Here is a 15,527-nt window from a genome sequence, read left to right as displayed (position 1 = left end):
TTTACTTCTCCTTTATTAAAATTACTTGAATGCTATAGTTGATTTTATCATATATCAATAATGTATTAAATAATTTTAATATTAAATTTATAAATTAATGAAAGGTATATAAATGTTATGTATAGTCATTTAAGTTTTATTGATAAGGTTAAATTGGAAAAATTATTATTATCCAAATTATTTTTAAAAAAGAATGGTGAAATAAATATTTCACAAATTGCTAAATGTTTGAACAGACATCGTAGTACTATTTTACGAGAAATTAAGCGTTTTAAAACTATTGATGAATATAGTGCTTATAAGTCAGATAAAATGTATTATGAGAAAAGAAAAAAGAATAATAAAAGATATAAGTTTACAGAAAAACAATTAAATTTTATTAATATAAGATTTAATGTTTATCGTGATTCTCCATCACAACTTATCCATCGTTATTTTTTAAAGTTTGGTATTAAATTTCCTGTTTGTGTTAAAACATTGTATAAATGAATTTATTTAGGTTTTTATGGTTTTTTAAAACAGAATTTACGTCATCATGGTAAAAAATATAAAACAAAAGGAAAATTTGATAATCGTGGTAAATTAACTAATTTTAAATCAATATGAGATATTGAAAATAAAAAAATTAATGCTGGTTGATTTGCAATGGATACAGTAGTTGGTAAAGACCATCAATCTAGTAATTTAGTTTTAGTAGAACAATTAAGTAAAAATTACTTTGTAATGAAATTAAAAAATCATACTGCTAATGAAGTTGTAGAAAAGTTTAAAGATATTGTTATAAGTAATAATTTAATTGGGAAAATTAAAGGAATAATAACCGATAGAGGAAAAGAATTTAGTAAATGAAGAGAATTAGAAATATTTGCTGAAACACAAGTTTATTTTTGCGATCCGGGTTCACCACAGCAAAAACCACTAATTGAATATATGAATTCTGAACTTAGAGAATGATATCCTAAGGGAACTGATTTTAATAATGTTAGTCAACAAAAAATAAATTGAGTAGTTAATGTTATAAATGATAAATTAAGGCCTATTTTAAATTGAAGAACATCAAAAGAGGTATTTTTAGAGAATTTTTAAATAAATTTATTACTTAACTTAATAAATTATTTTTTAGTATGGCTAAGTGTGCTTAAAATAAAGTAAAAATTATAAATATTTTAATTTTTGAAAATTTATAATTGATTTTTTATGATTTTTATTATATTATTTGATTAATAAGATTTGTTGCATTTCATTTTACATGATTCCTCAGTTAAAAGAAAAGATAGAAGGAACTGATGATATAATTTTTAAAAAACGAGATAAAACAAAATATTTTGTAAAAGAAATAAAAACTAGAAAAATTAAAACAGAATTTGGAATATTAATTTATAAGAGAAGAATTTATAAATATCTTTATAAGGGTAAGTGAAAATATGTTCCTCTTGTTGATAAACAATTTGGAGTTAAAAAATGGCAAAGAATAATTAATGATTTAAAACTAAAAATAACTGCTAAAATAGTAAAAAATAAAAGATATAGTGATATATTAGATATGTTTAATTGCAAATTACATTGTTCATCTGTTTCGCGTATTTTACGAAAAGCATTAATAAAAATAAAAGATAAAAAAATAGATTTGAAAAATTGTAAAAATTTATATATTAATTTAGATGATGCCTATGTAACTTTAAAAAATAAAAATAATAAATCTTATTTGCAAACTGTTAGAATAATTTCATTTAATACTGGAAAAGAAAATAATAAATTTTTAAATAAAAAATATTGTTATTTTTTTCTTAATAAGAAAACTCGGGGTGCAGAATTTAATGCGTTCTTTATTAAAAAACAAATTCAGAAATTTTTTAAAAATTATGAAAATATTAAATTAATTATTGGTGGGGATAGCGCTAAGTGAATTAAAAAAACTGCTAAAATTTTAGATGGTATGTTTATATTTGATAGATTTCATGCAATAAGAGAATTAAAGAATAATATATATTGTGGTAATCGTAGTAAAGAATCCTTTAAAAATTATTTATACGCAAAAGAATTATTTTTACAAGGAAAATACGACGAATTTATAACTTTTTTAAAATCATTACAGAATGAAAGAATTAAATTAAGATATTTTATTAATTTAAAAAATGGTATTTTAAATCAAAATAAAGAGTGAAATATTGGCGTATCTGCTGAAAGTGATGTTTCAAGAGTTGTAAAATCTTGTTTGGGATATGGGAATAAAACATTTTCATTTTCAACATTTAAAAATATTTTGGATTTAAAAATTATGAGATTTAATTTTAGTTAATTTAAAATAATTTAATTTTAGTTTTTAAACTATTTTTTAGTATGTTAAAATATGAAATTATTTTTTGTATTTTTATTTTTTTGTGTTATTATATTTTTATAAAAGAAAAAAGTTTCTTGTTTTTAAATAAATTAAATAATACCCGTTTATATGCAACACTCCCAATATTTATTTACTATAATATAAATGTAGTCAAACTACATTTTTCTTTTTTATGTGCTTTTTATTATCTTTCGGATAGGATACCTTTGCGAAAGGAGAAAAAGTAATATGTCAGAAAATAAAAATTATAAATCATTTGAAATTATGACAAGTTCATTAATACTTTCTAAACCAGTTTTAGATAAAAAGGGTAACCAGTGAATTGTGTTAAAAGTAGATAACTTAATTCATCCTTATGGAACTATTACAATTAATAAAAAATATATTACTTTGCAGTACAATAAAGACTATGCCTTTATTAATATTTTTTTAAATCAAATCTTTGTATATAAGGATAAAGATGGTCGAGCAAAAGGAACTATTGACTACAACAAATTAGCAATATATTTATCACAAATGGATAATAAAGTTAAGCTAATAAAAGCAGAGCGAAAACAAATTAGTAATGAAAATAAACAATTTTATGCTAAGCATAATAGTTTTAAAAATGATATAAGTTAATGAAGATATCTAGAAGATATCTTTTTATGTGCTTTTTCTTTGTTTTCGGATAGGATATTTCTATGAAAGTGAGGATTAAATATGAAATGATTATTATTGTTTATATCAAGCAGCACATTATTAACAACACCAACTTTGCCACTATCAACAACCAATTTAATTACTTTATATAGTACTATACGTGGTGCACCATTTTACCCAAATGTAAATATTAATCCCGGTGTAAACTTGGAAGTTTATAAGGGAACAAACTCATGATGAAAAACTTTAAGTGATAATAAAAACAAAGAATATATATTTGATTATTTATCTTATACTAAAGATAAACAGACATTTTTAAAATATTATAAATCAATTACTCTTGATTTTGATGCTCTTTCTAGTTCATCTGGCTTTAAACGAAGTCAAGATTATAATGGTCCTGTTACAATAAACCTTCAAAGTAGTGATTTTACTTACACATTTTTTAATTGGTCACAAAAAGGTGCTCAAAATCAGGCATCTAATAATGCTACTGTAGATATTACTTGATTATATAATAAATTATATTTTAATTTCAAAGTTAATTGTTGGATGTATCAGGGAGGCAATTCGTCATGAACTGATACTACTAGTAAATTACAAGTTTCTAAAATAATTTTAAATTCTAACCAGAATTTAAATGCAATAAAAAATAATTTAACTAATGCATTATCTAATACAATTAACTTAGTTAGTGATTATTCAGAAAGTTTAATTGATAAACGAAACATAATTGATCCAACTGGAAAAGGGAATGACGAAACTACATTGCTGAATTCTGCAATTTCAAAAGTATTGGGTAATGAATATAATGATTGAAAACAATACATTCAGCCATTTTCTTTTAGTGATGATACTAGAAAAGCAACAACGACTATAAAGTTTAATGATCCAGTTACTAGTCAGCAACAAGTTTGAACTTTTAATACCCCTATTAATATTACTTTATCACAGAATTATTGAGGTAAAAGTTTAAATGAACGAATGCATTTATTACCTGGACAAATTGTAAATCCTGATGATTCTACAAAAGGAATGATTATTGATACACCAGATATATTAGATCCTCCAGATCCAAGTAAAAACTATGGTGGAACTTTAAGATATCATACAACTGCAAGTATTGAATTTGATAGTTTATTAAATAATACGGAATGATTAGAAATTAATGGAACTAAAATTGATGTTTTAGATAACAAATTTAGTGCGACATTATTAGACAATCGTGTGTCAGGAGAAAAGAACAATACATATGATACTATTGCATATCACGATGATGGAAAATATAAAGCACAATATGAAATAAAAGTAGTTATTGAAACATTAGTTCCAGATTTAAAGTTAAAATGATATGCATGAGATCCTAACAAAAATCCAGAACAAAATATTTTAATAACACCTAACTTACCAGACGGCAAACCAAATCCAAAATATGACAAAGAAATTAATGTTGATACTGGAACAAAAACACAAATTATTTGAGTAAAAAATAAATCATCAGTTCCATTTGCATTAGATCCTTTAGACAAAAATGGAAATGTTATTGATCCAAATAAAAATCCTGAAGAATATGATTTAGGTTTTATTGCTGAGGGTGCTGTTGCTGGTAAAGGAGTAAATCAAACTTTTAATGATTTAAATATTTTATCAGTTTATCGTCAAGGAGTTCAAAATAATCTAGAGCCTTTTAATAATCCAAATGATAGACAAAAAAACGTCCAAATCACTTCTGACAGTGATACAAAATATTGATCTGATAGTGGAATTTGACATTATGTTGAAAATTTATCTGATAAATCTTCAGCTCAAAAATTTATGATTATTGGTGCTGATTATTCAAATCAATATCCACGATTCTTAGATATTTTGAATTGGAATGGCAACACTTTTTAGGACACTTTTTATGTAGACTTCTGATTTCTAAATTCAACTGGAGTTAAGTAATTCAAACTACCATGAATTCGAATATTGTTGTATCAATTAATGAAATTAAATAGTTCCAACTTTAATTGTTCTAAATTTTTAAATTTTCGACCATTAATAAATTCAGTTTTAAAAGCTTTATAGGTTGTTTCAGCTACTGCGTTATCGTAAGGGCAACCTTTTGCACTTAATGATCTTTTAATATTAAATGTTAATAAAATTTCTTCAATAATTTTATTTTTAAATTCATTACCACGATCTGTATGAAACAACCTAATTTGATTTAGTGGTCGTGTTATTTTATAAAATGCCTGCTGAACTAGTTCAGCAGTTTTATTTGTTCCAGCGCTATAGCCAATTACTTCACGGTTAAATAAATCAATTAGTAAGCAAATATAATGTCATTTTGAACCAACTTGAACATAGGTTAAATCGCTCACAATAACTTCATTTTGTCTTTTATTACTAAACTCACGATTTAGAATATTACTAATTTGATCATTATTTACAGGAGATTTATGATTGCGATATTTTAATTTAGTATATTTTGATACTAAATTATTTATTGCCATAATTCTTCTAATTTTTCGTCGAGATAAAATAATGTTCTTTCTTGCTAAAATAATTTTAATTTTTCTAGCACCATAAACTTTATAGCTTTCTTTAAATGCACTGATAACTTCATTTTCATAAATATTAATTTCAGTTTTAGTGTTCTTATTAATTTGATAATAATACTTTGATTTTGCTATCTTTAATATTTGACACATTTTCCTCACTGAATATTTGTCTTTATTGTTAGTAATTAATATTACTTTTTGCCGATTATCAGTGCTGCTTGCTTTAAAATATCATTTTCCATTCGTAATTGTTTGTTTTCTTTTCGCAACTGAATAAGTTCATTTTCTTCAACAGAGCGATTGTCTTTAGCTTTAAAAGAACCAGAATTCTCAAATTTTTTTACTCATTGATAAAGAACTGCCTTTGAAATTTTATATTCGTTAACAATTTCAATATTACTTTTACCATTTTTATATAACATTACGATTTGTTTCTTGAATTCATCGGTGTACTGGTTTTTTGCCATTTTTATATTCCTGCTTTCCTAATAATTTTAGCTTATTTTTTTACAGTCTACATAAATATGGTCCAAGTTATTGTAACCTATCCAATTTTTTGATTAAACTAAAAATAGAAAAACATTCACTAATGAGTGTTTTTTATGCTTTTGGTCAAAAAAATCTTTACAATCGTAGAATATCCACTAAAATTAATATAACAAGATGAAAAAAAGAAAAGGAGTATCAATATGTTGAAAAAAATTGGAATTCTAACATCTGGGGGCGATTCACAAGGAATGAATGCCGCAATTGCAGGAGTAATTAAAACGGCACACGCAAAAGGCTTAGAAACTTATATTATTCGGGATGGTTATTTAGGATTAGTCAATAATTGAATTGAACTTGTTGATAATAATTTTGCGGATAGTATTATGCGGTTAGGTGGAACTGTTATTGGTAGTGCGCGATTACCAGAGTTTAAAGAACCAGCGGTCCGAGAAAAAGCTGTTGCTAATTTAAAACAACAGGGGATTGAAGCATTAGTTGTTATTGGTGGGGATGGTAGTTATCAAGGTGCACAACGTTTAACAGAAATGGGAATTAACTGTATTGCTTTACCAGGTACGATTGATAATGATATTACTTCGTCAGATTACACAATTGGGTTTGATACGGCAATTAATATTGTCGTTGAAGCAATTGATCGTTTACGCGATACAATGCAATCACACAATCGTTGCGCAATTGTTGAAGTAATGGGTCATGCTTGTGGTGATATTGCATTATATGCTGGAATTGCCGGAGGCGCTGATTTAATTTCAATTAATGAAGCAGCTTTAACTGCTGATGAAATTGCCAATCGTGTTGTGGCATTACACCAAACACAAAAACGAAGTGTTGTAGTTGTTGTTAGTGAGATGATTTATCCTGATGTTCATGAATTAGCAAAATTAGTTGAAAAGAAAAGTGGTTATGTAACACGTGCCACAGTGTTAGGACATACCCAACGTGGTGGAATTCCAACGGCAATGGAACGTTATCGTGCTTTTCAAATGGCTCAATTTGCTGTTGAACAAATTATTGCTGGTCATGGGGGATTAGCAATTGGAAATCAAGGTGATCAAATTGTTGCTCGACCAATTATGGAAGCATTAAGTATCCCTCGTGCTTCGCGCAAAAAAATTTGAGCACAATTTGATGAATTAAATCAGAATATTTATCAAAAATCATAATTTTGCGATAAAATAAGGTGGTAAGATATTTTAGAAGGAGATTGTCAAAAGAATGGATAACTTTAATATTAATGAAAAAATGAAACGAACAAAGATTATAACAACAATCGGGCCAAGTACGCATTCAGCGGGGGCGATTGAAGAATTGTTCAAAGTGGGAATGAATACGATTCGGTTAAACTTTTCACATGGAGATCATGAAGAACAAGGGGCACGAATTGTTTGAGTAAAAGAAGTTAGTGCAAAAATTGGAAAACCAATTTCAGTTTTATTAGATACAAAGGGACCAGAAATTCGGGTTGGAATAATGAAAGATGGGAAGCAAGAAATTATTGCTGGTGCAACAGTAACAATTTATTCGTTGCCAAATGAATATCAAACTCGTGAGGGAACGGGAACTGAAATGACAGTTTCTTATGATATGTCCCAAGATTTAAAAGTTGGGGATGTTGTGTTAGTTGATGATGGGAAATTACAACTAAATGTGACAGCGGTAAAACCAGGATTAATTGAAACAAAAGCATTTAATCATCACATTGTTAAAACAAACAAAAGAATTAATTTACCGGGGGTTGATTTTACTTTACCGTTTTTAGCTGAAAAAGATATTAATGATATTAAATTTGGGGTTGAACAAGGGATTGATTATATTGCTGCTTCATTTGTTAATACAGCGGCAAATATCAACGAAATTCGAAAATTATTAAAAGAGTGTGATGCTGAGCATATTCAAATTATTGCTAAAATTGAATCACAAATTGGAATTAATAATATTGATGAAATTATTGCTGCAGCAGACGGAATTATGGTGGCACGGGGAGACTTAGGATTAGAGATTCCTTATTATGATGTTCCATATTGAGAAAAAATCATTATTCGTAAATGTCGAGAAGCAGGAAAAATTGTGATTGTGGCAACGCAAATGTTAGAAACAATGACGGAAAATCCTTCACCAACAAGAGCAGAAGTAACTGATGTTTACTTTGCAACAGAATTAGGGTCTGACGCAACAATGTTATCAGGCGAATCAGCAAATGGTGATTATCCCTTTATTACTGTTGGGACAATGGCGTTAATTAACAAACGTGCCGAACATGAATTTTATTCAAAATTATACTATGGTAAACAATTAGAAGATGCAACCCGCTCAACATCAGGACCACGGGCTGAAATTGCAAAAAAATTAGCAAATAAAGCTAAAGATGGTAAATATGAATATGCGGTGGTTGTTTCAAATACGGGGGAATTATTGAAAACAATTTCAAAATTCCGTCCTAATATTATAATTTTAGGGGTTACGCCAATTCCGGAGTTATATACGGCCTTTGGAGCCTGACATTCAATTTTTATGAACAAAGTTGATAATTATGATGATTTTAAAACTAACGATAAGGCAATTTGTGAAGTTGCAAAAAAATGAGGAGCAAAAATTGGTTCAACAATCTTATTTGCTCGTAATGAAGAAATTAAAGAAATTACAATTAAATAAATTAAACAAGTTGATCATGGTTTAACCACTCTTCTTTTCCCAGCAAGTTAAGGATGATGGAAGCTTAATAAAAGAACGGTTAAATTACTAGCAACAAATAAGTTTACGTTTAAGCACTTTTCGTTATTAAGTGTGAAAGGTAAATTAGGTTCTTGCCTAATTTAATTAGGATGGTACCGCGAAAAACTCGCTCCTAGTATTATTAATAAATAATATTGGAAGCGAGTTTTTCTTTTAGAAAGGAAGATATAAAATGATTAAAATTACTTTACCTGATGGTCAAGTTCGTGAACTATCAGCACCACAAACAATTCAAGCAGTCGCAACTAGTATTGCTCCGAGCTTAGGGAAAGCAGCATTAGGAGGAGTCTTTGCAAACAAAGTTTGTAGCTTAGATTATCTTATAACAACAGATGGAACATTAGAAATTATTACTGATAAATCACCATTAACATTATCAATTATTAATTATACAGCAAGCTTAATAACTGCAAAAGCAATTACTAATTTATACCCAACTGCCCAAATTGCTCAAATTGCTTACCAAGATGATACTTTTTTTGTGGATATTGATGTTAAACCACATCTAAAAGAAACTAATATTAGTGCTGTTGAAGCAGAAATGACAAAATTAATTAATGCTAATATCCCAATTAACCCTGTTTGTGGGTCAACAGCGGAAGCAAAAAAATGATATCAAAATAATGAATATTTATTAGCAACTATGGCTGAACAACCTGTCGATAACCAATCTGCTTATTTTGTTGCAGAACAATTATATCTTCCCAATAATTATCCAGTTATTTCTGCTAAAAATATTAAAGTTTTTAAATTATGAACATTAGCTGGAGCATATTGACAAGATGATGCAAAGAATAAGATGTTACAACGAATTACTGGTGGTGCACATTTTTCTCGTGAATTATTTGAACAATTAATGCTAACTTATCAAGAACGAAAAGAACGTGACCATCGGAAAATTGGGAAAGACCTTGAAATTTTTACATTTGACCAGTTAGTTGGACCAGGGTTACCAATTTGATTGCCAAATGGAATGGCCTTAAAAAAAGTGTTACAAGAATATATCCGTGATAAAGAATGAGAATATGATTTTATTGAAGTTGATACGCCGGTTATTGGGACAAGTGAAATGTATAAAATTTCTGGCCATTGAGATCATTATCAAGAAAATATGTTTGCGCCAATGGCACAAGATAATGAAATTAGTGTTTTACGACCAATGGCTTGCCCCCATCATATTGATGTTTATAATTACAAGCAACGCAGTTATCGTGACTTGCCACTTCGAATTGCCGAACATGCAATTTTACACCGTTATGAAACATCAGGAAGTTTAACAGGACTAGAACGGGTTCGCATGATGCAATTAACTGATTCTCATATTTTTCTTCGTCATGACCAGTTAAAAGAAGAATTTAAGCGTTGTTTTAAGTTAATTAGTGAAGTTTTAACAACTTTAAATATTACTGTTGATTATTACTCCTTATCATTACGCGACCCAGTTAATAAGAAAAAATATTATGATGATGATCAAATGTGAAATCATGCTGAACAAATGCTGCAAGAAGCGCTGGATGATTTAAAAATTCCATATGTGTCAATGGTTGGTGAAGCTGCTTTTTATGGACCAAAATTAGATGTTCAAATTAAAACTGCTTTAAACCATGAAATTACGGTTTCAACACTCCAATTTGATTTTTTATTACCGCAAAAATTTAAGTTAAGTTATATTGACTCAAATGGTGTAAAAGCAATGCCAGTAATGTTACATCGTGGTTTGATTGGAACTTATGAACGATTTATTGCAATTTTATTAGAACAAACAAAAGGGGTATTACCATTTTGATTAGCTCCAAAACAAATTGTTTTAATGCCAGTTAATAATGAACACCACTTAGGATATGCTGAAGAACTACATCAGCAATTTAAAAAACTAAAATTACGAACAAACATTGATGATCGTGATGAACGATTAAGTTATAAAATTCGAGAAGCACAAGTGGCAAAAATCCCATATCAAATTGTGATTGGGGATCAAGAACGTGATCAAAAATTAATTACATATCGTGCTTCTGGTCAAGAAGAACAAACAACGGTTAGTTTTGATGAGTTTATTGTTTTAGTTAACGACCAAATCATTAATAAAAAATAAGGAAAATATTTTTTAGGAACGAATTTTATTATTCGTTTTTTTTTTTTTTTTTGGGTTTAACTAGAAACTGTGATAAACTAAAAGTAGAAAAGCTTGGAATTAGCAACTATTTATTCAACAATAATATTGAAAATTTAATTTACAACAATAATTTTTACAGAGAGGAAACCAAATATAATGGATGTAAAACCAGTTATTATGTTGGCTTGTTCTGCCGGGATGAGTACATCAATTTTGGTGCAACGAATGGAAGAAACTGCAAAAAAGTTAAATTGTGATGTAACTGTTTTAGCAATTCCAACAATTGAAGCAATTCATCGTTGACAAGAAGCCAGCATCATATTGTTAGGACCGCAAGTTCGTTATGAATTAGATTGTTTTAAAAAAACAATTAAAGATCAAATTCCAGTTTTTATAATTGACCAAATGGATTATGGCATGGGTGATGGTGAAAAAGTTTTATCTTTTGCATTACAAAAATTGAATTTATAATTTGAGAAAGAAGGTGATTTAATCATGGAAGAATCAGTGACACCAAAACCGAATAAATTTACAACATGATTAAATAATAAATTTATTCCAACTGTTGGAAAAATTGGGAATCAAACGCACTTATCAATTATTCGGGATAGTTTTGCTTTAATTACTCCGTTATTAATTGTGGGAGCTTTGGCTGTATTTATTAATCAAATTATCTTAGGTTCAAGTGTTATTTCATTATCATATTGAATTGCTTACTGAAGTAAAATGTATGTCGGTTTTGATGGTGATAGCATTGTTTTCTTACCTAATGCGGTAAAAGCTCTTGATGCTTTAAAATCGGTTAATAGGGTAATTTGAAATGCTTCATTAATGGTTATGATCCTATATATTGTTTTTCTAATTGGTTATTTATTAGGAAAACGTCGTGGTCAAGATTCGGCAATAATGGCTGGAATTGTCTCATTTGCAACCTTTATTGTGGCAGGGGCCGGGATTGCTGGTTGAGAATTTACTCATAAATTTATGGGGGCAGAAGGATTGTTTTTTGGAATTATTATTGCATTCTTGAGCGCGGAATTATTTATTTTTTTTACAACGCAATAATCGTTTAACAATTAGAATGCCAAAAAACGTTCCCTCAGCGGTTGGTCATGCTTTTGCAAAATTATTACCAATGATTATTACGACTTTTTTGTTTGGGATTGTGTCGCAATTGTTAATTTGAGCACCAATTAATTACACTGTAGTTGACCAATTTAATGAATCATTTATTAAACAAGATAATTTTGTGGGGATTTATCGTAATACTGAGGGTGATATGTTTCAATTATTGAATAGAACCTTACAACCATTAACTGATGCTCAAATTGCATTAGTTAAAAAAATTGAATATTTAACAATGACTTTTGATCCAATGTGAGGACAATTTGGGCCGTTAAAAAACATTACAGCAAACCCAGATTATAGTGCTTTTAATTTAAATTTTAAAGCATTAACATTAGTTACTTTAATTTATAAATTTTTCACATATCCTTTTATGAACGCTGCTTCTAATCCTAATATTGGGTTAGGGTTCGCCTTATTATATGTTTTATTTGTTTCAATTTTTTGGTTCTTTGGTCTACATGGAACAAACATTATGAATGGGATTTTTGCTCCAGTTTGATTATATGCAGCAGCACAAAATTCAATTGCCTTTAAAGCAGGTCAAAACCTACCATTTATTTTTTCACAAGGATTTTTTGATGGATTTATCTTTTTAGGGGGATGAGGAATGTCCTTAGGGTTATTGCTTATTACTTTAATTATGGGCCGTAATAAACAAGCACGTACTATTTCAAAAAGTTCAATTGCCCTGGGAATCTTTAACATTAATGAACCAGTAACTTTTGCATATCCTTTAATTTTAAACCCTGTGATGGCAATTCCAGCAATTATTGGGCCATGTTTATTAGTAATTTGAACATGATTTTGAATTTCAACCGGCGTTGTACCTGGAGCAGCATTATTAATTCCATGAGTAGCACCAGCAGGAGTTGGAGCTTTCATTACAACGGGAAGTTGGAAAGGAATTATTTTAGCCCTCTCAAATTTAGTTTTAATGGCTGTGCTTTACATTCCGTTTATTTTAATTGCTAATAAAATTGCAAAAAATAATGATATTGCTGTGTTTCTTAATTATTTAGGTCGTCTTCAATTCTTGTTTACTGGTCGTAATTATGCAGAACCAAAAGCAAAAGAATTACGTCTTCGTCAACGTGATGAATTAAAACATAGTCCAAATCCACAAGATCGTCGTGTTTTAAAAGAACGTTATCACAATGAATGAAAAGCTTTAGATAATGAATTAGTAGTAAAATATCGTCAAGCACGAAGTGATAAAAAAAGCGAAAAACAATTAGCGAAAAAGAATCGCAAAATAAAAAAAGAATAACTGGAGGTGTCAACTAACGAATGGGAATTTGAAAAACAGCGGCAAATACAAATAATGCCGATCGAAAATATTATAATAATTTTGATGAAGTTCACCGTTTTTGTGAAGGACATTATACTTTTGATGTTTTTGAACCAATTGAACCGTTATTTCAAAAAATTGTGACATTATCGTTATTAACGATGAGTGAAAAACTGTCCTTAGATAACTTAAAACCAGATGTTGTTTTACATGATAAAGTTAGCGGGCAAAGTTATTTATGTAATGAATATGTTCTAAACGAAGTTTATAGTTTAAAAACAAAACTTAACGAAGATAATTATTGAACAATTTTTTGGTTTGAAAAAATCAAACCAAACCGAACTCGAATTACATATTTACAACGCGTTCAAAAAGACCAAACGATTGGGGGGCGGTTTGATTTTTAGGAAAACGAACTTTTTTAAAAAATATTCTGCAAAAAGGAGCACAAATTGCGCTTTATCTATCACAACAAAAATAAGACTATTAAAAAAAGATAATTGCGCTGATTTACTTTTTATGATAAGGTTAAAATAATATGAAAAAGGAACAATGGTGAAATGATGCAAGTTAATCTTTTTGAAATTGATTATTTACAATTATGTTTTTCGGATTTAGGTTCCGAATATCTTTTGGATTCTAACATTGCAGATATTATTTTATATCAACCTGAAATTCAAGTTGATAAATTAAGAGTTAATTATCATCACGTCAATTTGGATAAAGAATGAGATTCTTTTAAATTAAAAATTATTAATGTATCTGTTGCTGAGAATGTTAATAAAGCTTGTCAAAATTTAAATTTTAACGTAACAAATAAAATTAAAGTTCTTTGTAAGTTAAAACCACAAGGCAAAATGATTATCCGTTGTGTGGCAAGCATTAGTCAAGTTTTAGCATCAGCGCCAATTTCTTTTGACATTAATATTTTAAATCAACCTTATTAAAACTAATAATTATTACAAAATTTTCTAATTAATAAATCTGATGAAAATCACAAATATTATTTGTTTTTCAGAAACAAATAATATTTTTTAATTATGAAATCTGGTTGTAAAAACAACAATTATGATTCATATTTTTGAAATGAAGGGACTTATAAAATGAGTAAATTATTAACAACAACACCGAAACAAGATGGTTTTTATTGACCAGCTGAGACAAATAACCATTTGTGCACTTGAATGATGTGACCCCATATGAAAGATAGTTGACAAAAGGATGCTTTTCCGGCTCAAAAAATTTTCACTTTAATTGCAAAAATAATTAGTACTTATGAGCCAGTTGAAATGATTGTTAACGAGGAAAACTATTCTCGTGCTAAGAAAATGATGGGAAACGCAAATGTTAATTTATTAAAATTAAAATACTACGATAGTTGAGCACGAGATTTGGAGGCACTTTATTTAGTAAATGAAACTGGTGATCGTCGAGCGGTTAGTTTTCAGTTTAATGGCTGAGGAATGCAAAATAGCTTAGTATTAAAAGAACAGCAGTTTGTTTGAGATTATAAAGTGGACAATCAAGTTGCAATTGCAATGGCCCGAGCTAGTGGTCTTGATTACTATACTTGTCCGTTAGTATTAGAGGGTGGGAGTGTTCATACCGATGGTGAAGGAACATTATATACAACCGAAGAATGCTTGTTAAATTTAAATCGAAACCCTAAATTAACAAAAGAAGAAATTGAGGAATACTTAAAACAATATTTAAATGTTGAAAAAATTATTTGAATTCCGCGCGGGATGTATAGTGATGAGACAAGTGGTCATATTAATAATTTATTGCATGTTGTTGAACCAGGACATCTTTTATTAAATTGAACAGATAATAAAATTGATCCTCAATATGAACGTAGTTTAGAAGCGTTATTATTGTTAGAAAAAACAATTGATGCAAAAGGGCGCCCGCTAAAAATTACTAAGTTGCATCAACCAACACCGCTTTTTTAACAAAACGAGAAGCAAGTGAACGTGAAAATAGCATTCGTTTAAGACATCGAATTGCTGGTTTTCGTATGCCAGCGAGTTATCTTAACTTTCATCTTGTTAATAAGGCGTTAATTTTACCAATTTTTGGTGATCCGATTTGAGATTAAAATGCAATTACTGTTTTACAAAAATGTTTTCCATCCCGTGAAGTGATTCCGGTTTATGCCCGTGAAGTTCTTCTGGGCGGGGGAGGAATCCACTGTATTACCCAAACAGAATTTTTGTTTTAGGAAGATAC

At 28.6% G+C, this 15,527-nt stretch carries 12 protein-coding genes and 2 pseudogenes; 13 read left to right on the top strand and 1 reads right to left on the bottom strand.

The window, feature by feature from the left end; genetic code table 4:
- Positions 1-117: 117 nt before the first annotated feature.
- From ACOBWH_RS05785 to ACOBWH_RS05770, 4 genes and pseudogenes are all read left to right on the top strand, one after another.
- On the top strand, positions 118-1,086 hold the full coding sequence (locus ACOBWH_RS05785; RefSeq protein ID WP_424525983.1) for an IS30 family transposase: 969 nt from the start codon (positions 118-120) through the stop codon (positions 1,084-1,086).
- Positions 1,087-1,249: 163 nt separating this feature from the next.
- Positions 1,250-2,299 carry an Mbov_0401 family ICE element transposase-like protein gene (locus ACOBWH_RS05780; protein ID WP_424525981.1) on the top strand — a complete coding sequence of 350 codons (1,050 nt, stop codon included), beginning with the start codon at positions 1,250-1,252 and terminating at the stop codon, positions 2,297-2,299.
- 270 nt (positions 2,300-2,569) lie between these two features.
- Positions 2,570-2,962, top strand: a complete 393-nt coding sequence (locus ACOBWH_RS05775) for a hypothetical protein (protein ID WP_424525979.1) — start codon at positions 2,570-2,572, stop codon at positions 2,960-2,962.
- Between the two features lie 81 nt (positions 2,963-3,043).
- Positions 3,044-4,855: pseudogene (locus ACOBWH_RS05770) on the top strand (Mbov_0399 family ICE element protein); the annotation flags it as partial.
- Between the two features lie 29 nt (positions 4,856-4,884).
- On the opposite strand, the gene ACOBWH_RS05765 reads toward ACOBWH_RS05770, so the two are convergent.
- Positions 4,885-5,993, bottom strand: a protein-coding gene (locus ACOBWH_RS05765; RefSeq protein ID WP_424525977.1) for an IS3 family transposase whose coding sequence is annotated in 2 segments (ribosomal slippage) — positions 4,885-5,753 and positions 5,753-5,993 — 1,110 coding nt in all. Because the reading frame shifts where the segments join, the coding sequence is not laid out codon by codon here.
- A gap of 222 nt (positions 5,994-6,215) precedes the next feature.
- Between ACOBWH_RS05765 and pfkA the strand changes: the two genes are divergently transcribed.
- The 9 genes and pseudogenes from pfkA to aguA all read left to right on the top strand — a co-directional run bounded on the left by pfkA (position 6,216) and on the right by aguA (position 15,519).
- Entirely contained in the window at positions 6,216-7,199 is a 984-nt protein-coding gene (gene pfkA / locus ACOBWH_RS05760) for a 6-phosphofructokinase (protein ID WP_424525975.1), read from the top strand.
- A 52-nt stretch (positions 7,200-7,251) separates the two neighbouring features.
- Positions 7,252-8,688, top strand: coding sequence for a pyruvate kinase (pyk, locus tag ACOBWH_RS05755; protein WP_424525973.1), 1,437 nt, complete (start codon positions 7,252-7,254; stop codon positions 8,686-8,688).
- Positions 8,689-8,941: 253 nt separating this feature from the next.
- Positions 8,942-10,861 (top strand): threonine--tRNA ligase, encoded by a 1,920-nt coding sequence (gene thrS, locus ACOBWH_RS05750; protein ID WP_424525971.1) that lies wholly within the window; start codon positions 8,942-8,944, stop codon positions 10,859-10,861.
- Positions 10,862-11,038: 177 nt separating this feature from the next.
- Complete coding sequence (locus ACOBWH_RS05745; protein ID WP_424525969.1) at positions 11,039-11,353, top strand: PTS sugar transporter subunit IIB; 315 nt, start codon at positions 11,039-11,041, stop codon at positions 11,351-11,353.
- Positions 11,354-11,377: 24 nt separating this feature from the next.
- Entirely contained in the window at positions 11,378-11,947 is a 570-nt protein-coding gene (locus ACOBWH_RS05740; RefSeq protein ID WP_424525967.1) for a hypothetical protein, read from the top strand.
- 16 nt (positions 11,948-11,963) lie between these two features.
- A complete protein-coding gene (locus tag ACOBWH_RS05735) occupies positions 11,964-13,277 on the top strand; it encodes a PTS transporter subunit EIIC (RefSeq protein WP_424525965.1) in 1,314 nt (437 codons plus the stop codon).
- 20 nt (positions 13,278-13,297) lie between these two features.
- Positions 13,298-13,705, top strand: coding sequence for a hypothetical protein (locus tag ACOBWH_RS05730; RefSeq protein WP_424525963.1), 408 nt, complete (start codon positions 13,298-13,300; stop codon positions 13,703-13,705).
- A gap of 153 nt (positions 13,706-13,858) precedes the next feature.
- The gene (locus ACOBWH_RS05725) at positions 13,859-14,245 is read left to right on the top strand and encodes a hypothetical protein (RefSeq protein ID WP_424525962.1); all 387 of its coding nucleotides are present in this window, start codon (positions 13,859-13,861) and stop codon (positions 14,243-14,245) included.
- Between the two features lie 156 nt (positions 14,246-14,401).
- A pseudogene (aguA, locus tag ACOBWH_RS05720) lies at positions 14,402-15,519 on the top strand (agmatine deiminase).
- Positions 15,520-15,527: the final 8 nt, after the last annotated feature.

The organism is Spiroplasma endosymbiont of Glossina fuscipes fuscipes (genome assembly GCF_049669535.1).
In the GTDB taxonomy this organism is placed as follows: Bacteria; Bacillota_I; Bacilli_A; order Mycoplasmatales; family Mycoplasmataceae; genus Spiroplasma.
This window is presented reverse-complemented; position numbering and strand designations above follow the sequence as displayed.